The organism is Ramlibacter sp. WS9 (assembly GCF_003797765.1).
Classification (GTDB): domain Bacteria; phylum Pseudomonadota; class Gammaproteobacteria; order Burkholderiales; family Burkholderiaceae_C; genus Ramlibacter.
The window spans coordinates 19,500-38,133 of record NZ_RKMB01000019.1; the positions used below are offsets into that span (position 1 = coordinate 19,500).

At 68.0% G+C, this 18,634-nt stretch carries 18 protein-coding genes; 6 read left to right on the forward strand and 12 right to left on the reverse strand.

Going from position 1 to position 18,634, the window contains the following annotated elements:
* Positions 1–174: 174 nt before the first annotated feature.
* The 6 genes from EEB15_RS23480 (at position 175) to EEB15_RS23505 (ending at position 6,486) form a co-directional block, all read left to right on the forward strand.
* Entirely contained in the window at positions 175–912 is a 738-nt protein-coding gene (locus EEB15_RS23480; protein ID WP_141512381.1) for a glutathione S-transferase family protein, read from the forward strand.
* A 58-nt stretch (positions 913–970) separates the two neighbouring features.
* Positions 971–1,762 carry a helix-turn-helix domain-containing protein gene (locus EEB15_RS23485; protein ID WP_141512382.1) on the forward strand — a complete coding sequence of 264 codons (792 nt, stop codon included), beginning with the start codon at positions 971–973 and terminating at the stop codon, positions 1,760–1,762.
* Between the two features lie 68 nt (positions 1,763–1,830).
* The gene (locus EEB15_RS23490) at positions 1,831–2,685 is read left to right on the forward strand and encodes an oxidoreductase (RefSeq protein ID WP_141512383.1); all 855 of its coding nucleotides are present in this window, start codon (positions 1,831–1,833) and stop codon (positions 2,683–2,685) included.
* 24 nt (positions 2,686–2,709) lie between these two features.
* Positions 2,710–4,095, forward strand: a complete 1,386-nt coding sequence (locus tag EEB15_RS23495) for a hypothetical protein (RefSeq protein ID WP_141512384.1) — start codon at positions 2,710–2,712, stop codon at positions 4,093–4,095.
* A complete protein-coding gene (locus tag EEB15_RS23500; protein WP_141512385.1) occupies positions 4,092–5,510 on the forward strand; it encodes an acyl-CoA reductase in 1,419 nt (472 codons plus the stop codon). The genes EEB15_RS23495 and EEB15_RS23500 overlap by 4 nt, the downstream gene beginning before the upstream one ends.
* Positions 5,497–6,486, forward strand: coding sequence for an SDR family oxidoreductase (locus EEB15_RS23505; RefSeq protein ID WP_141512386.1), 990 nt, complete (start codon positions 5,497–5,499; stop codon positions 6,484–6,486). Before EEB15_RS23500 ends, EEB15_RS23505 begins: the two co-directional genes overlap by 14 nt.
* Here the strand turns inward: EEB15_RS23505 and EEB15_RS23510 are convergent.
* The 12 genes from EEB15_RS23510 to EEB15_RS23565 form a co-directional block, all read right to left on the reverse strand.
* Entirely contained in the window at positions 6,460–7,608 is a 1,149-nt protein-coding gene (locus EEB15_RS23510; protein ID WP_141512387.1) for an ABC transporter substrate-binding protein, read from the reverse strand. The two genes, EEB15_RS23505 and EEB15_RS23510, sit on opposite strands and share 27 nt — an antisense overlap.
* A 23-nt stretch (positions 7,609–7,631) precedes the next feature.
* On the reverse strand, positions 7,632–9,203 hold the full coding sequence (locus EEB15_RS23515; RefSeq protein ID WP_141512388.1) for an AMP-binding protein: 1,572 nt from the start codon (positions 9,201–9,203) through the stop codon (positions 7,632–7,634).
* Positions 9,200–10,207, reverse strand: a complete 1,008-nt coding sequence (locus EEB15_RS23520) for a lysophospholipase (protein ID WP_141512389.1) — start codon at positions 10,205–10,207, stop codon at positions 9,200–9,202. Before EEB15_RS23520 ends, EEB15_RS23515 begins: the two co-directional genes overlap by 4 nt.
* A gap of 37 nt (positions 10,208–10,244) precedes the next feature.
* Complete coding sequence (locus EEB15_RS23525) at positions 10,245–11,093, reverse strand: alpha/beta fold hydrolase (RefSeq protein WP_141512390.1); 849 nt, start codon at positions 11,091–11,093, stop codon at positions 10,245–10,247.
* A gap of 22 nt (positions 11,094–11,115) precedes the next feature.
* Positions 11,116–11,898: an SDR family NAD(P)-dependent oxidoreductase gene (locus EEB15_RS23530; protein ID WP_141512391.1), complete on the reverse strand. Its 783-nt coding sequence runs from the start codon at positions 11,896–11,898 to the stop codon at positions 11,116–11,118.
* A 114-nt stretch (positions 11,899–12,012) separates the two neighbouring features.
* Positions 12,013–12,849, reverse strand: a complete 837-nt coding sequence (locus tag EEB15_RS23535; protein WP_141512392.1) for an SDR family oxidoreductase — start codon at positions 12,847–12,849, stop codon at positions 12,013–12,015.
* A gap of 16 nt (positions 12,850–12,865) precedes the next feature.
* On the reverse strand, positions 12,866–13,660 hold the full coding sequence (locus EEB15_RS23540; protein ID WP_141512393.1) for a crotonase/enoyl-CoA hydratase family protein: 795 nt from the start codon (positions 13,658–13,660) through the stop codon (positions 12,866–12,868).
* On the reverse strand, positions 13,657–14,802 hold the full coding sequence (locus EEB15_RS23545; protein ID WP_141512394.1) for an acyl-CoA dehydrogenase family protein: 1,146 nt from the start codon (positions 14,800–14,802) through the stop codon (positions 13,657–13,659). Before EEB15_RS23545 ends, EEB15_RS23540 begins: the two co-directional genes overlap by 4 nt.
* Entirely contained in the window at positions 14,799–15,995 is a 1,197-nt protein-coding gene (locus tag EEB15_RS23550) for an acyl-CoA dehydrogenase family protein (RefSeq protein WP_141512395.1), read from the reverse strand. Before EEB15_RS23550 ends, EEB15_RS23545 begins: the two co-directional genes overlap by 4 nt.
* 1 nt (position 15,996) lies before the next feature.
* Positions 15,997–16,812 (reverse strand): enoyl-CoA hydratase, encoded by an 816-nt coding sequence (locus EEB15_RS23555; protein ID WP_141512396.1) that lies wholly within the window; start codon positions 16,810–16,812, stop codon positions 15,997–15,999.
* 12 nt (positions 16,813–16,824) lie between these two features.
* Complete coding sequence (locus tag EEB15_RS23560) at positions 16,825–18,030, reverse strand: CaiB/BaiF CoA-transferase family protein (protein ID WP_141512397.1); 1,206 nt, start codon at positions 18,028–18,030, stop codon at positions 16,825–16,827.
* The gene (locus EEB15_RS23565; protein WP_233259591.1) at positions 18,027–18,497 is read right to left on the reverse strand and encodes a MaoC family dehydratase N-terminal domain-containing protein; all 471 of its coding nucleotides are present in this window, start codon (positions 18,495–18,497) and stop codon (positions 18,027–18,029) included. Before EEB15_RS23565 ends, EEB15_RS23560 begins: the two co-directional genes overlap by 4 nt.
* Positions 18,498–18,634: the final 137 nt, after the last annotated feature.

Here is an 18,634-nt window from a genome sequence, read left to right on the forward strand (position 1 = left end):
CTGGGTTTGAAAGACAAGGTCGCCGTGGTGGCGGGCGGCAGCCGGGGCTGTGGCCGCGGCAACTCCGAGGCGCGCTAGCGGCTTTCCTGTGCTCGCAGCAGACCGCATTCATCACCGGCGCGACGATCCGCATCGACGGCGGGTACACGAAGAGCCTGTTCTGAAAGGGATTGAATGATCGAGCTCTACGGCATGTCGAGCCCGAATGTGCGCAAGGTGCTGATCCTGCTGGAGGAGCTGGCGCTGCCGTATCGCCTGTGTCATGTCGACCTGTTCGGCGCACAGCCTGACGCTCGGCTCGCCGCGCTGAATCCGCTCGGCAAGGTGCCGGTCATTGTCGACTCGGACCTGGCCGGGGGTGGGCGGCCGATCTTCGAATCCGGAGCGATCCTTATCTACCTGGCCGAGAAGCACGGCCGCTTCCTGCCACCAGAAGGCCCCGCACGCTACGCGGTGCTCCAGTGGCTGATGGTGCAGATGGCCAATGTCGGGCCGATCTTCGGCCAGCACAATCACTTCGGCCTGGTTCGCGCGAAGAGCCATCCGGGCGAGGATGCCTATGCCGCCGAGCGCTACCGAGCGCTCGCCGCCGGGCTCTATGCGCAACTCGACGATCGCCTGGCGGCGTCTCCCTGGCTGGGGGGCGCCGAGTATTCGATTGCCGACATGGCCACCTGGCCGTGGGCGCTGTACCTCGAGCGCCACGGCTTCGGCTGGGACGCCCATCCGCATCTTGCGCGCTGGCAGGAAGCGGTGGCTGCACGTCCCGCGGTCGCGCGGGCGACGGCGGTTTTCACGCCCTACCAGGCGATCGACCGCGCTGGACTGGAGGCGGCGTCGCCTGCGGCCCTGGCCCGCTTTTTCGGGCGCGTGCCGCCGACCAGAGCCGGCGGCGGGCCCGCCGAAATGTAAATCCGCTGTCCCGAACTCCTGTCGTGTGATATTCTTAAAAGTATCAAACGAGGTTCGCATGAGCACAGCAACAGACTCCGCTTCGGCGCCGGCCGGCGCCGAAGGCCAGCACCCCGGCGCGACCTTGCGCCGCGCCCGTGAGGCCGCGGGCTGGTCCCAGCGCGAGCTGGCTTCCCGCGCCGGCGTGCACCAGCCGCAGGTGGCGCGTGCGGAGAGCGGGCAGGACGTCCAGCTGTCGCTGTTGGCCCGCCTCGCCGCGCCGCTCGGGCTGGCTCCGGGCCTGCTCGCCGTGGCCCCGCCGCCGGGCTCTTCCCCCGCTTCGGCCGCGGCAGCCCTGCATGACACGGTGGCCGACAGCTTCGAGAGCTGGCGGCAGGCCTGGCCTTCGGTGAACCCGGAAGCCTTCGCCGTCCAGACCCGGCTGCTGCGTGCGGGCCGCCATGCCGAAGCCGCCATCGAGCACAGTGCCAAAGGGCATGGCATCACCAGCGGCGACCTCGTGGTGCTTGGAACGCTGCGCCGCATCAACGCATCGTTCGAGGCGACGCCGACCGAGCTCAAGGGGCTGCTCTGGATCTCGCTGCCGGGGCTCAAGAAGCGGCTCGACCGTTTGCACGAGCGCGGGCTGGTCAGCCGGCGAGAGAACCCTCGCGATGCGCGCGGCCTGATCGTTGCGCTGACCCCGCGCGGAAAGAACATCGTGGATACGCTGGTGCGCAGTTCGGCCGAGCCGCTGTGGCTCACGCTGCTCGAGACACCGCCTGCGGACCTGGCCCAGCTGTCCGGTCTGTTGCGTTCGCTGTTGGCGCGGGTGGAGGTTCGACTGGGCGGTCAGGGCAAACCCTTATAGATACTTACAGTGCTGTGCGAGATGCTTATCCTGGTTAAGCAGATCGCAATCATTTCGGAGCAGCACCCATGTCCCAGATTCCCCACCCCAAGCGCTGGCTCATCACCGGCGTCTCAAGCGGCTTCGGCCTTGAACTCGCACGCGCGGCCCTCGCGCGCGGGGACACCGTTGTCGGCACATTGCGCCAGCGCGAGCATGCCGACAGCTTCGAGAAACTCGCGCCCGGCCGGTCGCACGCAGTGGTGCTCGATGTGACGCGCGCGGACGACATCGGCCCTGCGGTGCAACAGGCGGTACAGAAGGCCGGTGGCATCGACGTGCTGGTGAACAACGCGGGCTATGGCCTTTTCGGCGTGGTCGAGGAGGTTTCGGACGCGGAAGGGCGGCACGTCATGGAGACCAACTTCTTCGGCGCACTCGCCGTCACACGCGCCTTGCTGCCGCACATGCGCGAGCAGCGCTCGGGCCACATCTTCAACATCACCTCGGTCGCCGGGGTGATCGGCTTTCCCGGCTGCGGCCTCTACGCGGCTTCGAAGTTCGCGCTGGAAGGCGCCAGCGAAGCGTTGGCCGGCGAGCTCGCGCCCTTCGGCGTGCGCGTGACCATCGTCGAGCCTGGCGGCTTTCGCACCAAATTCGCGGGCGGCTCCATGCGGCAGGCCGAACAGGTGCTGCAAGCCTATGTCGACACGCCCGCCGGCAAGGCGCGCAAGTCCATCAGCCGCTATGACGGCCACCAGCCGGGAGACCCTGCCAAGGCGGCGCTGGCCATCATCACAGCGCTCGAAGCGCCTGAGCCGCCGTTGCGTCTGGTCCTCGGCGCCGACGGCCTGGCGATGGTGCGGGGCAAGCACGAAGGCGTGCTCAAGGAGCTCGTCGAGTGGGAATCCGTGTCGGTGAACACGGCCTTCCCCGCGCCCTGACCGAATCCGAGGAGACAAGACACCATGATCGCCACCACCACAACAGCAACCGCCACCACCTCCACGCGCGGGCAACTGCTCGAGATGATTCTCGAGCCCGACACCGCCTTCGACCAGCCCGTCTCCGACATCGCGCCCCTGCAGCTGCGTGCTGCGCAGGAGCTGTTCGAGAAGCGCCGCGAACAGATTCCGCTGCTGAAGCGCCGGGCCGAAGAAGCCGGAATCGACCGGATCAAGTCGCTGCAGGACATCGTGCCGCTGCTCTTCGCGCACACGGTCTACAAATCGTACCCGCCATCCTTCGTGGAGCAGGGCCGCTGGGACCGCATGCTCACGTGGCTGAACACGCTGTCCGTGGACGACGTCAGCACGGTGAACGTCGAGGGCGTGAAAGACGTGGACGACTGGATCGCGCGACTGTGGGAAGCCGGGCACATGGTGCTCGCCACCAGCGGCTCGACTGGCAAGTGCTCGTTCCTCAACCACACGCGCGGCGATTCGGAGATGAAGAAACGGCACTTCCGCGGCGCGGTGGGCTGGCCCTTCGTGCGGCCCGGTGGGGACCGCGCGGTGTTCTGGCTCGGCCCGATGAAGGGGCCCAACAGCGCGTGCGAAGCCGCCACGTTCAACGCCGCCAACTGGGGCCGGCCGGGCTCGGTGTTCGCGCTGACCGACGCGCCGCTGAAGATCGCCGACGTGAGCCGCATGGCCGCGATGCGCAAGCGGATGGCTGAAGGCTCGGCCGGGCCGCAGGAGATCGCGGACTTCGAGCAAGAGGCGAAGCGCAAGGCCATCGAAGGGCGTGAGGCGATGCTCGGCCTGGCCGACAAGATCCTCGATCACCGCCATGAGCCGCTCATGATCAGCGGCATGTGGGCGCAGTACATGATGCTGATCGCGCGGGCCCGCGAGCGCGGGATCGGCGATGGCGAATTCCATCCCCAGTGCATCGTCAACGCCGGCGGCGGCGTGAAGGGCATCGCGCTGCCCGACGACTACAAGGAGCAGGTCGAGCGGTTCTTCGGCAAGGTAATCCGCCCCGCCGCCTACGGCATGACGGAATTGGCGCAGGTGATGCCGCGCTGCGAGGCCGGCCGCTATCACCGCGCGCCCGGCCTGATCTGGCTGGTGCTGGACCGCGACGGCGAGCGCGTGCTCACGGCCGAAGATGGCGAGGATGGCATCGTCGAAGGTCGCTTCGCGTTCCTCGACCTGCTCTACGAAGGCCGCTGGGGCGGTGTCATCACGGGGGACAAAGTCACCGTGGACTTCAAGCCGCGCTGCGCCTGCGGCCGCACCGGGCCCACGCTCTTCGACAACATCACGCGCTTTGCCCAGGTGGGCGAGGACGACCACATCGGCTGCGCCGGCACCATCGACGGGTACATCCGCGGGGAGATTGGTGCATGACGACGTTGACGCTCGTGAAACCCGCGCTGCCCGCCGCCGGCCAGCCGGTGCCGGTGTGCCACGTGATCAAGGGCCAGGCGGTGTTCGGCACAGCGCTCGAGTACGGCCCGGCGCGCGCGCGCTTCGCCACGCCGGCGCTCGACCTCGACGCCCTGGTGTGGCCGCGCCGCGAGCCCGGCCCCGCGTTCGACGTGCCATCGGCCGAGATCATGGACGTGCTGGTTGCGCTGGGCGACCGCCTCACGCGTGACCCCGACGGCGTGCTGGCCGAAGCGCTGGAACACAGCGTGCTCACCAGCCCGCTGCCGCGCGGTGTGCTGGAACGCTCTTACGCTTCGCTGGGCCGCATCTTCAACCGCGCGAGCATGGAGTTCCAGGTGAAGCAGGAACTGGGTGGCGCCGATGTGCTCGACGGCTGGCGCGAAATCAGCGGTGCGCCCAGCGGCCGCCGCCAGCGCACCCGCGCCTTTCCGCCGCGGCTCATCCACGTGATCGCGGGCAACGCGCCCGGTGTGGCCGCGCTGTCGGTGATGCGCGGCGCGCTGACCAAGGGTGTGCACCTGCTCAAGCTGCCGTCCAATGACCTGTTCAGCGCCACCGCGATCCTGCGCGCGCTCTCGGCAGTGGCGCCGGGCCATCCGGTGGCGCGCAGCTTCTCCGCGGCCTACTGGCGCGGCGGCGACGAGAAGGTGGAGAGCCTGCTGTTCCGCCCGCAGTTCTTCGACAAGCTGGTGGCCTGGGGCGGCGACAGCACCATCCGCAGCGCGCGCCAGTACATCGGGCCCGGCTTCGAGCTGGTGGCCTTCGATCCCAAGACCAGCATCTCGCTCGTCGGCCGCGAGGCCTTCGAGTCCGAGCTGGTGCTGGCCGGGGTGGCCGACGCCGCGGCGGCCGACGCGACCATCATGAACCAGCAGGCCTGCGCGTCGAGCCGCGTGCAATACGTCGAGGGCACCGTGGAACAGGTGGACCGCTATTGCGCCTTGTTGCAGGCGCGCCTGGGCGTCGAGCGGCACACCACGTCGGCTTGTGGCAGCCCGCTGCCCGGCAACCTGCGCGATGAAATCGACGGTCTGCGCGACATGGAGCCGCACTATCGCGTGTGGGGCGGCTATGAGGGCCGTGGCCTGGTGATCCGCTCCGAGGAGCCGGTGGAGTTTCACCCGGACGGGCGCGTCGTCAACGTCGTGCCTGTAGCCAGCCTGCAAGAAGCGGTGCTCCGCGCGAACGTGGCGACGCAGACGGTGGGCGTGTTCCCGCCGTCGCGCAAAGTTGAGTTGCGCGACTCGCTGGCGGCAGCGGGCGTGCAGCGCGTGGTGTCGCTCGGCGAAGCGGTGATGTTTGAAACCGGCATGTCGCACGACGGCTTTTATCCCCTGCAACGATTCGTGCGGTGGGTCAATGACGAGGGCTGACGAAGACGTTCCCTACCAGGGCGGCCGCACGGCCATCGTCACCGGCGCCACCGGTGGGCTGGGCTACGAAACCGCGCTGGCGCTTGCCGCCGCGCACGCCCGGGTGGTCGTGACCGGCCGCAACGCGGCCAAGGGCTGGGCGGCGGTGAACGCCATCCGCGCCCTGCACCCGCATGCCGATGTGCGTTTCGAGGCGCTGAACCTGGCCAGCCTCGCATCGGTCAAGGCCTTCAGCGACAAGATGCATGCGCGGGACAAACCCGTGCACCTGCTCGTCAACAACGCCGGCGTGATGGCACTGCCCGCCCGCAAACTCACGGGCGACGGTTTCGAGATGCAGATCGCCACCAACTACCTCGGGCACTTCGCGCTCACTGCGCAATTGCTGCCGTTGATGAAGCGTGCCACGCGCCCGCGAGTGGTCAGCCTGAGCAGCGTGGCGCACCGCGGCGCGCGCATCCACCTGGGCGATCTGCAAAGCAGCAACTACGACGCTTGGCGTGCGTATGGCCAGACCAAGCTGGCGATGCTGATGTTTGCGCTGGAACTGCAGCGGCGAAGCGACGCGAACGGATGGGGGTTGATGAGCAACGCCGCGCATCCCGGCTGGGCCCGCACAGGGCTGTTCGCCAATGGGCCCAACACCGGGCCTTGCTTGACCTGGCAGCGCGTCGTCACGGCATTGGCGGCGCCCTTCTTCAGCCACTCGGCGGAAGCGGGCGCGCTGCCGACACTCTATGCGGCCACGTCACCCGATGCGAAGGGCGGGGTGATGTACGGTCCGATCGGCTTCGGCGAAATGAAGGGCCCACCGGGGCTCGCGCGAATCGCACCGCAAGCCCAAGACACCAGCGTCGCGGAAAGCCTTTGGGATGAGTCCGTCGCGATGACCGGTGTTCCCTTCCCTGCGGCGACCCACGCCGCCCGGGAAGTCAGCGAGCCCGCCTTCTCATTTGAGATAGTAGCCGGCACGTGAGCGCACGCCGACTTCGACCCAGTCGGAGCCGGTTTCGCGCCCGCCCGCGAACGACACGATGAAGCCGCCGAGGTCGACGCGGTCGAATCGCTCGAGCGCCTCGACCAGCTTCGCGGAATCCAGCTTGCCCGTGATGCGCCTCAAGCCCTCCACGCACACGCGCGTGTTGAGGTAGGCCTCCATGCCCTCGAAGTTGACGGCATACCCCGTGCTGTACTTTTCGGCGTTGCGCTGCAGTTCCTGCGCCAGCGGCACGGCGAAGGCTTCGGGATGCGGCACCACGTTGGCGAAGCCGATGATCCGCCCCGGGAACGCGCCGTTCATGGCCACCATGCCGGTCGTGGCGAAGGAAGCGATCATGCGCGGCCATTCGGGCCGCTCGGTGTGGCCGCGTTCGGACAATTTGTCGATCGTTTCGGGCTGCAGATCCACCACGACCGCGTGATAGCCGCCGGCGCCCAGCGCCTTGACCGCCGTGTCGAACGTCGCCGGCTTGGTCACGTCGACGCGCAGCAAGGTGCTGGAAATGCGGTCCGCGTCCAGCAGGGGCTTGATGGCTTCCGCGCATTCGCTCGCGCCCGCCTGGTCGGTGAGGATGGCGGCGCGGCTCACGCCCATCGCGCGCAGCTGGCGGCTCAGCGCCTCGGCCTGCTTGTCGTTGCCGGCGCGCACGGGGAACTGGTAGCGGCTCTTGCTGCGCATCATCTCGCGCGAGCTGGACATGGCCCCCACCAGCGGCACCTGCAGCTCGCGCGCCATGAAGGCCACCGCGGCCGAGGTGGCGTCGCCACTGCAGTTGAGCAACGCGATGGCGCCCTTTTCCTTGACCAGGATGCGGGCGTTCTTCGCATGCGAGGCGGGGTCTCCCCCGTCGAGCGTGACGAGTTCGATGGGCCGGCCACCGATGCCACCGCGCGCGTTGACCGCGCCCACGCAGGCCTTGGCGCCGTCGATGATGCGGGCGGCCGAACCGTCGGAGCCCGCGCCGATGGCGACGGTCTGTCCCAGGACGATGGGTTCGGCTCGCGCGGCCCAGGCCGGTGCCACGCCCGCCGCGAGCAAGGTGGTGATGAGCGCGCGCCGCTTTGGGGAGGCGGGTGGGCATTCTTTCGACTTGTTCATTCGGGTCTCCTCGTTGTGGTTCTTCAGGGGTGAAATCGCTGCCGCAGGTCCGCTTTCCTGACCTTGCCCGAGGCAGTGCGGGGCAGGTCGTCGACGATGAAGAGTGACTCCGGCGTCTTTTGCCGGGCGACACCGGCACCCGCGAAATGGCGCTGCACCTGGGCCAGGTCGAGTTGCCAGCCGTGGTGCGGCACGACGAAGGCGCAGACTTTCTCGCCGTAGCGCACGTCCGGCATGGCGACGACGGCCACGTCCCGCACGGCCGGGTGGGTGGCCAGCACGCGCTCGACCTCCTGCGACGAGATGTTCTCGCCGCCACGGATGACGATGTCCTTCTTGCGGTCGGTGATGGACAGGCACCCGGCACTGTCCAGCCGGCCGATGTCTCCCGTGCGGAACCAGCCGTCGGCGGTGAAGGCCTGCGCGTTCAACGCCGCATCGGTGTAGCCGATGAACAGCTCGGGGCCGCGCACCAGGATGTCGCCTTCACGGCCGAGCGGCAGGTCGCGCTCGGCGTCGTCCACGATGCGCACTTCGGAGCCGGGCTGCAGGCGGCCGTCGGTATGCGCGCGCTGCTCGAAAGGCATGTCGCGCCAACCGACACTGACGGTGGAGTGTTCCGTCAAGCCGTAGGCCCGGGTGCCCGCCATCCCGGCACGGTCCGCCAGTTCGACGTGATCGGGCGTGACGCCAGTGCCGCCCAGGCTGAAGTTCGCGAGCGAAGACAGGTCTCGGCCGCCTTGCCGCGCCGCGTCGAGCAGCCCGAGCAGGTGAAACGGTGTGCCGCCCGACAGGCGCACACGATGCCGCTCCACGAGTTCCGCCGCGAGCGGCGCGTCCCAGCGGTCCATGAACACCATCTCGGTGCCGGTGACGAACGGCCGCAGCAGGAAGTTGAAGCCCGCGATGTGGCCGGCGGGAAATGGGGTCAGATAGGGTCCGTCGCCGTCGATGAAGGGGATCAGCCACTCCGCGCCCACGGTCCGGTGCGTGTGCTGCACGCCCTTCGGCGCGGCGGTGGTGCCGGAGGTGTAGAGCAGCAGGCACACGTCGTCGGGCTGGGGCTCGGCATTGGACTGCACCGCAGGCGCGCTGTCCTCCAACGCTTCGACCTCGCGCAGCGTGATCCCGCCCGCCAAAGCGCGCTCGCCGACGACGATCACGCGCTCGAGGTCGGGCAGGGCACCGATCGCCTCGACGCGCTCCAGGAAGTCGATGTTCCGCCACCGGTCGGGCACGGCGAGGAAACGCGCGCGCGATTGGCGCAGGATGAACCCGACTTCGGCCGGGCCATAGATGTGGACGATGGGCACCAGCACCGCGCCGATCTCCAGCGTCGCAAGGTAGAGCGCTGCTGTCTCGGGCGCGGTGGGCAACTGGACGGCGATGGCATCGCCCCGGCGCAGGCCGAGTGCGCGAAGTGCGCGCGCCAACCGCCGGCCCGAGGCAGCCAATTCGCCCGTCGTCGTGCTGACCTTCCCGCGTTCGAGGTTGAAGTGCAGCGGCGTGGAAGGCCGCTCGCGCACAGCGCTCGCCAGCAAGGCGCCCAGCGGCAGGGCTTCCATGGCCGTGTCGACGCGCGGCGAGGCTGTCATTGCGGGCTCGACCCGCAGTCCATGGCGACGCGGCGGGACCACGATTCAATGCGCGACCAGAGTCGCACCCGCGTCGACGCAAAGTTGTGCATGTGTGCCATACGCGGCGCGATGAACAGGCTCACGTCGCGCGAGCCGGTATAGGCCGACGGCTCAACATGCGGATCGGGGCACACGTCGCGCTCGCCCATCGCAATCAGCACCGGGACTTTGATGGCCGCGGCTTCGGCAGCGACCACGCCCGGCGTCATCATCGTCACCGCGCAGGGCGGTACCGTCAGGCTGCCCCAGGCGGGCGCCGTTCTGCGCAGCGGATAGCCGCCCTCCATGTCGGCAGCCAGGATGTCCGCGGGGACGTCGTCCCAATGGAACGGGTAGACGAAATCGACGACACCCCGGCTCGCTTCCTCGACAGAGATCGCGCCGACTTCACGCGCGCCAATGGCCGCATGGTGGTCCAGCCCGCGCTGCCGTTCGGCCGCGTCGCGCTGCGGCAGCACGGTGTGGATGGCGCTGTAGCCCAGCGGCGCGATGGCCTGGAAAGTTTCGTGGCGGCCCTGCATCACGATGGTGACGCAGCCGCCCATCGACTGCCCGATGCCGATGCGCGCCAGGCCCGGCAGCGGCGGCAGAGCGGTGGACAGCCTGCCGCCTTCCAGCCTGGCGGCAACGTCTCGCACGGCCGAGTCATTGGCCGCGGCGAGCTGCGCCACGGTGTATTCGCGCAGGTTTTCCGTCGAGCTGCCGCCCACGCCGAGATGGTCGTAGCTGATGAAGATGGTGCCCTGACGCACGTGGGCATCGGCCTGGCTGTAGCCCGCATGGCCTGGCGGCTGCATGTCGTAGTAATGGCGGGTGTAGCCCCCGCCGGGCGAAGCGAAGATGGCCACGGGCTGCGGCGGCAGGGCGTGGGCGGGCGGGAGATACGCCGTCATGGCGATCTCGTGCGTGCCAGGGTAGGGCACGGCGGCACTGACGTCGATGCGCAGTTCGATTTTCTGCATGTTTCGCCTCCTGTGGGTGCGGAGCCGTTGGCGCGGTCTAGGCGAGCAGCGCCCGCAAGGCCGCCACCAGCGCCAGCGGCTGGTCCAGCATCAGGTGGTGGCCGGCACGCACCAGCGTCACCGGGCCACGCGCGTTCGGGATCGCGGCGGCGATCCTGCGCGCGCGTTCCGCGCTGACGATCGCGCTGCACTCCGCGTGCACGTAGTCCACCGGCACGGCAATGCGTTCCAGCATGCGCATGTTGCCTTCGGGCGGCGGCAGCTGGCGCAGCAGCGGATCGAAGCGCCAGGTCCAGCCGCTGTCCGTCTGACGCAGCGAATGGCGGGCGATGTACTCCGACAGCCAAGGCGGGCAATCCTGTTCGGGCAGCAGGCGAAAGCGCGCGATGCCCGTGGCTTCGTCGGGGTAGGGGCGCGGCGTCGGCCGCCGCTCGTGCTGGGGCGGCGCTTCTTCGTCCACCGAGAAATACGAATCGAGCACGATCGCGCGGCGGATGGTTTCCGGCTGTAGCGCGCATGCCTGCAGCAGCCGCGATCCGCCGAAGCTGTGGCCAACGGCGATGCCGGGCGCGATGCCCGCATGGCGCATCACCGCCGCGATGTCGGAGAGGAAGCAGCCGTGCGCGTACTCGGCGCGCGCATCGCTCTCGCCCATGCCGCTGAAGTCGAGGGCATAGACGCGAAAGCGATCGGTGAAGAAGGGCGCGATGAAGTCCCACCAGTGGCTGTGCCCGAGGAAGCCGTGCAGGAACAGCAGGCCGGGTTTGGCGGTGTCGCCGGCGTTCCAGGACGCGTAGTGGATGCGCGTGCCGTCCGCATCCGCAAAGTGCGACGCGCGCGGCCGGCTCACGGCCCACTCGAACCACTCGGGGGCGGTCGATGTCATTGGGGAGCGTGTCGCGCGGCCGCTAGCTGACTTGGAAGCCGCCATCGACGGCCAGCAGCTGGCCGGTGATGAGGCGCGAAGCTGGGCTTGCGAAGAAGAGCGCGGCCATCGCGATGTCTTCCGGGTCGCCCATCTTGCCCAGCGGAATGCGGCCCGGCCCCATGATCGGCCCCTTGAGTTCGATATTGCTGCCCGCCGCTTTCGCGCCGGCGGTGAGCACGCCGCCCGGCAGCACCGCATTCACGCGGATACCGTCGGCCGCGAACTCCAGCGCGGTGGTCTTGGTCAAGCTGTTCACGCCGGCCTTGGACGCGTTGTAGGTGGCGTTGTGGTAGACCACAGCCTGCATCGACGACACCGACGAGATGTTGACGATGGCGCCGCCCGTGCCCTGGGCCTGCATGCGGCGAATCGCTTCGCGCAGGCAAAGGAAGGTGCCGCGCAGGTTGACCGAATGCAGCTTGTCCCAGAACGCCGCGTCCACTTCCAGGAAGGGCTTCTTGGGAAAGATCGCGGCGTTGTTGACGAGCACGTCGAGGCTGCCGAACTCGCTGATGGCGCGGTCCAGCATGGCCGCGACCTGCACGTCCTGCGAAACGTCGGCCGCGGCAGCCACGGCTTTGCCGCCGGCTTCGCGAATGGCATGCGCCACGCTTTCCGCCGCGTCCGCATTGATGTCGGCCACGACGACTTTGGCGCCGGCCTGCGCGAAGAGCTGCGCGATGGCCTGGCCGATGCCCGCGCCCGCGCCGGTGACGACTGCCGTTTTGTCTTTGAGGCTCAGAGGGCCTTCGCTGATGTCCATGTCAATTCCTTGTCGAAGTACGTGACTTATCGCGGGCCACCGCGGAACCGGCTTTGCTGGGCCGCTGGTGGCGCCCCCCCTTGAGGGGGAGGCGCCGAAGGCGCTTCGGGGGTGTCACCTCATTTTTTTCCATTGATCGTCGGTCCAGTCCTGCATGGCGCGGAAGGTGGGGCCGCCGGCTCCCTGCATCCAGCGCCCGCCGTCCATCACGATCAGGTCGCCGGTGATGTAGCCCGAACCGTCGGCGGCCAGGTACGCGTACAGATCGCACAGCTCCTGGTGGTCACCGAAGCGGCGCAGCGGCACGCCGCGCTCTTGCGGCTCGACCTGGCTGCCCGGCGGGTACAGCTTTTCCCACGCGCCTTCGGTGGGGAACAATCCGGGCGCGACGCAATTGAGGCGGATGTTTTTTGGGCCCCACTCCACAGCCAGGCTGCGCGTCATGGCCAGCACGCCGGCCTTGGCCGCGGCCGAGGCGGCAGTGAAAGCCTGACCGGTGATCACGGGTGCGGACACGGTGCTGATGACGTTGCCGCCGCGCCCGCCCTCGATCCAGCGCCGGCCGGCGGCGATGGTGCAGTAGAAGCTGCCGTGCAGCACGATGCCCAACACGGCATCCACAGCGCGCGACGAGAGCTTGTCCGTGCGTGCGATGAAGTTGGCGGCCGCGTTGTTGACCAGCAGATCGAGCGGGCCGGTCTGCCAGATCGCGTCCATCATGGCCTCGACTTGTGCGGCATCCCGCACGTCGCAGGTCAATGTGTCGACCTTCGCGCCCGGCAGTGCAGCGGTGAACTCGGCGGCTGTGGCGTCGAGCACCTCCTTGCGCCGCCCGCAGATGACGAGGTGCGCGCCCAGCTCCAGGTAGCGCCGGCCGATGCTCTTGCCGAGCCCGGTGCCGCCCCCCGTGATGAGGATCTTTTTGCCCGCGAGCAGGTCGTTCTTGAACATGGAAATTCCGATTGGGTTATCGCCCGGTGAATTGGGCAGCGCGTTTTTCGGCGAAAGACTTGCGGCCCTCCACGGCGTCTTCGGTGCCATACAAATAGGTGTTCTTCGCAGTAGCGTGCGTCGCCGAGTGCATCCAGCCCGTGCCGAGCGACAGCCGCGCGTTCTCTATCGTGGCCTGCACCGCCAACGGTGCCTGCTGCGCGACGCGCTGCGCATAGGCCAGGGCGCGCTCGAACTGCTCGCCGGCCGGCACCACTTCCTGTACCAGGCCGATCCGCAGCGCCTCGGCGCTGTTGAACTCGTCGCCTGTGAGCAGCCACTTCATCGCGTTGCCCCAGCCCGCGCGCTCGATGAAGCGGAAGCTGCCGCCAGCGCCGGGCATGATCCCGCGTTGCACTTCCATCTGCGCGAAGCGGCAGTTGTCGGCGGCGATGACCACGTCGGCGGCCAGCATCAGCTCGATGGCGATCGTGAAGCACAGGCCGTGCATGGCGGCGACCACCGGCTTCTTGCGGTAAGGTTCGCGCATCTGGGCCGGATCGACCAGGTGCAGGGGCACATAAGGCGTTCCGGATTTGCGGTACTCGGCCATCAGCGGCAGGTCCACACCGCCGGAGAAGTGATCGCCCTTGGCGTAGAGCAGGCCGACGAACAGGTCGGGCGAGTTCTCGAGCCGCGTGTAGGCCTCACCCAGCTCGCGGAACATGCGGGGCGTGAAACCGTTGCGCTTTTCGACGCGGTCCACGCCCATCAGCAGAACGGAGCCGCGCTGCTCCACGGCGATTTGTCCCTCGGGGTGTCTTTCACTCATAAGAATTCTCCATACAGCTCGACATGGTGTTCGGTGTTTCCCCAGGTCATGTCGATCGCCGTCAATCGTTTGAAATAGTGGCCGCAGGGCATCTCGTCCGTCATGCCCATGCCGCCGTGAAGTTGCGTCGCCTGCTGGCCGACGTAGCGGCCGTTCTTGCCCGCCATGGCCTTGGCGGCGCTGGCGGCGCGGCGGCGAAGCGCGCGATCGGTCCCGTCGACGTGGGCGGCGGCCATCAAGGCCAATGCGCGGGTCTGTTCGACGGCGATGCGCATGTCGGCTGCGCGGTGCTGCAGCACCTGGAAGCTGCCGATCGCCACGCCGAATTGTTTGCGCGTCTCGATGTACTCGCAGGTGAGATCGCACAGCTTGTCCATGCTGCCCACGGCTTCGGCGGCCAGTGCGGCAAGGCCTTGATCGATTGCCCACTCGGCCAGGGCGAGACCTTGGTCGACTCCGCCGATCACCAGCGCATCCTCGACAGCGACCGCATCGAGCCGGAGTTCAGCGCAACGCTGTCCGTCGATGGTCGGGAAGCCTTGCACCGAAACGCCGGCCGCTTTCGCGTTCACCAGAAACAAGGTGAGGCCCTCGGCCGCGGGAGTGCCCGGCCGCGTGCGGGCTGTGACGAGGAACCAGTCGGCGCTGTCGCCGTGCAGCACGACCGACTTGGCGCCGTCGAGCCGCCAGCCATCGCCTGCGCGCTGGGCGCGCGTGCGGACGTCGTGCAGGTCATAGCGGCCCTGCGGCTCCAGCACCGCCAGGGCGAAACGAAGCGCGCCCTCGGCAATCTTGTTGAGGAACCGGTCCTTCTGCGCCTCGCTGCCATGGGTTGCGAATAGGCGCGGCGCAATGACGCCGGTGGTGATGTAGGGCTCGACCACCAGGCCGCGCCCCAGTGCTTCCATCACGATCATGGTTTCGACCGGTCCGCCGCCGATGCCGCCGTGGGCTTCAGGCACGTTCAGCGCGAACAGGCCCATGTCGGCCAATTGGTCCCACAGGTCTTCGCTGAATCCGGGCGCATCCGCCCCGAGCGATGCCAGGCGTTTGGCGCGTGCCTCGAAACCATAGTGGTCCTGCACGAAGCGGCCGACCGTGTCGGCGAGCATCTGCTGCTCTTCATTCAAGGTGAAGTTCATAGGGCGACCAGCGACTTTCCGATCAGGCCACGCTGGATCTCGTTGGTGCCGCCGTAGATGGCGACCTTGCGCAGGTCCAGGTACAGGCCGGCCAGCGGGTTCAGTTCCACGCCGCCCGCGGTCGGGCCATCGAAGCCGAACACCGTCGCCTCGTCCAGGAAGGGCACGGCATACGGGCCCGCGCATTCCATCAGCAGTTCACCCAGCTCGCCCTGGATCTCCGAGCCGCGGATCTTCAGCATCGACGGCTCGGCGCCCAGGCCGCGGCCGGCTTGCTCGAGCGAGACCAAGCGTGCCAGCGACCACTCGTGGGCCAGCACGTCGATCTCGATCTTCGCGATGCGGTCGCGAAAGCGCGGATCCTGGATCAGCGGGTGGCCATGCTTGGTCTGCACGCGAGCGACTTCCTTCAGCCGGCGCAGCAAGCGCTTGCACATGCCCAGGCCGGCGATGGCGGTGCGCTCATGGCCGAGCAGGTATTTGGCCAAAGTCCAGCCGTCGTTTTCTTCGCCGACGAGGTTTTCCACGGGCACCTGCACGCCGTCGAGGAAAACTTCGTTCACGTCGTGGCCACCGTCGAGCGTCTTGATCGGCCGCACGGTGATGCCCTTGGCGTCCATGGGAATCAAGAGCAGCGAGATGCCGCGCTGCGGTTTGCCGCTGGCGTCGGTGCGCACCAGCGCGAACATCCAGTTGGCCCACTGCGCGAACGAGGTCCAGATCTTCTGGCCGGTGACGACGTAGTGCGAGCCGTGGCGTTCGGCGCGCGTCTTGAGCGACGCGAGGTCGGAACCGGCGCCCGGCTCCGAATAGCCCTGGCACCACCAGTCGTCCATCGAGACGATGCGCGGCAAGAAGCGCTCTTTCTGCGCGGGCGTACCGTACTTCATCAGTACGGGCGCGATCATCGACAGGCCGAACGGCATCTGGCGCGGCGCACCGGCACTAAAGCATTCCTCTTCGAAGATGTTGCGCTGCACGGCGTTCCAGCCGCAGCCGCCGTGTTCAAGCGGCCAGCCCGGCGCGCCCCAGCCGCGGCCGGCGAGGATGCGCTGCCAACGCACGTAGTCTTCGCGCTCCACGCGCAGAAAGCCCAGCACCTTGGCGCGGATGTCGTCCGGCAGGTTCGCGGCGACGAAGTCACGAACTTCCTGGCGGAAGGCCAGGTCCTCGGGGGAATCGTGCAGGTCCATCCTATTGGCCAGTGAACTTGGGCGGGCGCTTTTCCTTGAAGGCGTTCTTGCCTTCCTGGAAGTCTTCGCACACATTGGAGGACAGCATCTCGCGGCTGTCCGCGGCTACGGCTTCTTGCAGCGACTGGAACGGCAGCTCCCACATCTGATGTTTAAGCACGCGGGTCGAGCGCGGCGAGCACAGCTGAGCCATATCCTTTGCGTAGGCGCGCGTCGCGGCAGCGAGGCCGTCGCGCGGGTGCAGCTGGCTCGCCAGCCCCATGCGCAGCGCCTCTTCGCCCTTGACCTTGCGCGCCGACAGCAGCAGGTCCATCGCGTTCGAATGCCCGACCACGTTGCGCAGCGCCCAGGCCATGCCGTATTCGCTGGCCAGGCCGATGCGGGCGAAGGCCGTGGTGAATACGGCATCGTCGGCGGCGATGCGCACGTCGGCGAACAGCGCGTGGACCAGTCCCAGCCCGGCGGCGGCGCCGTTGATCATCGCGATGATGGGCTTGCCGATGGCGGGGAAATAGCTGGCCCGGCCCTGGTAGTCCGGCCGGCGGCTGAAGTCGTAGGGGCGCGGCAGCTTGTCCAGCAGTTGCTGCGGGTTCGCGTCCTGGCCTTTGAAGCCCGTGACGTCACCGCCCGCGCAGAAGGCGCGGCCCGCGCCGGTCAGCACGACAACGCGCACCGCGTCGTCGGCATCCGCCTGCCGCATGGCGCGCCAGACCTCGTCGGCCATCACGTCGGTCCAGGCGTTCAGCGCCTCGGGGCGGTTGAGGGTCACGGTGGCGATGCCCTCGCTCGCCTCATACAGGATCTGTTCGTAGCTCATGTCGATTCCCCTTCAGCGAGTCAGGGCCTCGATTTCGCGCGCGCCGTATCCCAGGGCCCCGAGTACTTCGGCATTGTGCTCGCCCAAGAGGGGCGGCGGGCGATGCAGGCCCGCCGGCGTTTCCGAGAATTGGGTGGGGACGGCGGTGGTCAGCATCGGCCCCTCCGTGGGGTGCTCGTAGCGCTGGAAGAAACCCGTTTCGTTCAGGTAGGGGTCGGCCAGCATGTCCTGGAAGCTCGCGACCGGGCCGTTGGGAATTTCGATGGCGTTGAGCACGCCGCGCCAGTGCGCGGTGGTCTGCGCCTTCATCTGGTCCGACACGGTGCCGTACACCGCATCGACGTGCCGGATGCGCGCTTCGTGCGTGCAAAAGCGCTCGTCTTCCAGCAATTCGGCCCGGCCGATCGCCGGCAGCAGCCGCTTCCATTGTTCGTCGTTCACCGCCAGCAGGCAGATGAAGCCGTCCTTGGTTTCGTAGGGACGGCGGTGTTCCGACAGCAGCCGAACGTAGCCCACGCCGGTGCCCAGCGGTGGATCGAATGCCGCGCCCCACAGGTGCTCCTGCAGGTTGAAGGCGACGATCGATTCCAGCATCGGCACCCGCACCAGCTGCCCCCGGCCGGTGCGCTCGCGTGAATACAGGGCCATGCCGATGGCCGAGGACAGCATGTAGCCGCAGAACTTGTCGACGATGACGGTGGGCAGGTAGCGCGCGACACCGACCGACTGCAGCATCAGGTCGGCCAGGCCCGCTTCGCCCTGCACCACGTCGTCGAAGGCCGGGTCGTTCTCGCGCGGGCTGCCGGGCATGTAACCGCAGCCGTAGCCGTAGATGATGCGCGGATTGCGGCTCGCGATTTCGTCGTAGCCGATGCCCAGGCGCTCGGCGGCGGCGGGCCGCATGCTGTGCACGAAGACGTCGGCCTGCGCCACCAGCCGCAGCAGAACCTCGCGCGCTTCCGGGCGCTTGAGGTTCAGCGTCACGCTGCGCTTGTTGCGGTTCATGTTCAGGTGCATGGCCGCCATGTTGGCGTTGCGTCCCGGGCCGTTCTGGCGGTTCGGGTCACCGTCGGGGGTTTCCACCTTCACCACGTCGGCGCCCATGTCGCCCAGCACCATGGTGCACAGCGGACCCAGCACGTTGACGGTGAGGTCGATCACCCGCACGCCGGTCAGCGGGCCGGTGGGGGCGTGATGCCCGGCCGGCGCCGACGTCATTGCGTGGCCTCGCCGCGGCACTTGAGCATCCGCATCGGCGTGTATTCCATGACCACGGTCCCGTCCTGCTTGACGACGCGGTTGCGGGTGCGCACCAGGGCGCGTCCGGCGCGTGTCTCGGAACGGCGCGATTCGATCACTTCGCATTCGACGTGGATGGTGTCGCCGGCGAAGGTCGGGCCCTTCACGTCCAGCTGCATGCCCAGGAAGGCGAGGCCGGTGCCCTGCATGGTGGCCTGGGCCAGCAGCCCTTCGGCGAAGCAATAGACCAGGGAGCCGGGCGCGAGCCGGCCCTTGAAGCCGGCCACGTTCTTCAGGAACTCCAGGTTGGTGAACAGCACCTCGGTCATGCCGATGGTGTTGATGAAGTTGACGATGTCGGGCTCGGTGACCGTGCGTCCCACGGTCTGAAAGGTTCGACCCAGGGGAAGGTCTTCGAAGTAATAGCCCAGGCCTGCGGTTTCCATGCTTCTCCTTTGTGGGGCGCTTTTCAAAAGCGCTTCCATTTCTGAACGATGTTCGGTAATATAAACGCTGAACCGAATCAACGTCAACCTGCAAACCCCGGGATTTCCCGCAGTTGCCCCTGAAAAAGAAGGATGGA

Excerpts from the sequence above, each read along its gene's own strand:
- EEB15_RS23480 (WP_141512381.1), top strand. The coding sequence starts at position 175 with ATGATCGAGCTCTACGGCATGTCGAGCCCGAATGTGCGCAAGGTGCTG.
- EEB15_RS23485 (WP_141512382.1), top strand. The coding sequence starts at position 971 with ATGAGCACAGCAACAGACTCCGCTTCGGCGCCGGCCGGCGCCGAAGGC.
- EEB15_RS23490 (WP_141512383.1), top strand. The coding sequence starts at position 1,831 with ATGTCCCAGATTCCCCACCCCAAGCGCTGGCTCATCACCGGCGTCTCA.
- EEB15_RS23495 (WP_141512384.1), top strand. The coding sequence starts at position 2,710 with ATGATCGCCACCACCACAACAGCAACCGCCACCACCTCCACGCGCGGG.
- EEB15_RS23500 (WP_141512385.1), top strand. The coding sequence starts at position 4,092 with ATGACGACGTTGACGCTCGTGAAACCCGCGCTGCCCGCCGCCGGCCAG.
- EEB15_RS23505 (WP_141512386.1), top strand. The coding sequence starts at position 5,497 with ATGACGAGGGCTGACGAAGACGTTCCCTACCAGGGCGGCCGCACGGCC.
- EEB15_RS23510 (WP_141512387.1), bottom strand. The coding sequence starts at position 7,608 with ATGAACAAGTCGAAAGAATGCCCACCCGCCTCCCCAAAGCGGCGCGCG.
- EEB15_RS23515 (WP_141512388.1), bottom strand. The coding sequence starts at position 9,203 with ATGACAGCCTCGCCGCGCGTCGACACGGCCATGGAAGCCCTGCCGCTG.
- EEB15_RS23520 (WP_141512389.1), bottom strand. The coding sequence starts at position 10,207 with ATGCAGAAAATCGAACTGCGCATCGACGTCAGTGCCGCCGTGCCCTAC.
- EEB15_RS23525 (WP_141512390.1), bottom strand. The coding sequence starts at position 11,093 with ATGACATCGACCGCCCCCGAGTGGTTCGAGTGGGCCGTGAGCCGGCCG.
- EEB15_RS23530 (WP_141512391.1), bottom strand. The coding sequence starts at position 11,898 with ATGGACATCAGCGAAGGCCCTCTGAGCCTCAAAGACAAAACGGCAGTC.
- EEB15_RS23535 (WP_141512392.1), bottom strand. The coding sequence starts at position 12,849 with ATGTTCAAGAACGACCTGCTCGCGGGCAAAAAGATCCTCATCACGGGG.
- EEB15_RS23540 (WP_141512393.1), bottom strand. The coding sequence starts at position 13,660 with ATGAGTGAAAGACACCCCGAGGGACAAATCGCCGTGGAGCAGCGCGGC.
- EEB15_RS23545 (WP_141512394.1), bottom strand. The coding sequence starts at position 14,802 with ATGAACTTCACCTTGAATGAAGAGCAGCAGATGCTCGCCGACACGGTC.
- EEB15_RS23550 (WP_141512395.1), bottom strand. The coding sequence starts at position 15,995 with ATGGACCTGCACGATTCCCCCGAGGACCTGGCCTTCCGCCAGGAAGTT.
- EEB15_RS23555 (WP_141512396.1), bottom strand. The coding sequence starts at position 16,812 with ATGAGCTACGAACAGATCCTGTATGAGGCGAGCGAGGGCATCGCCACC.
- EEB15_RS23560 (WP_141512397.1), bottom strand. The coding sequence starts at position 18,030 with ATGACGTCGGCGCCGGCCGGGCATCACGCCCCCACCGGCCCGCTGACC.
- EEB15_RS23565 (WP_233259591.1), bottom strand. The coding sequence starts at position 18,497 with ATGGAAACCGCAGGCCTGGGCTATTACTTCGAAGACCTTCCCCTGGGT.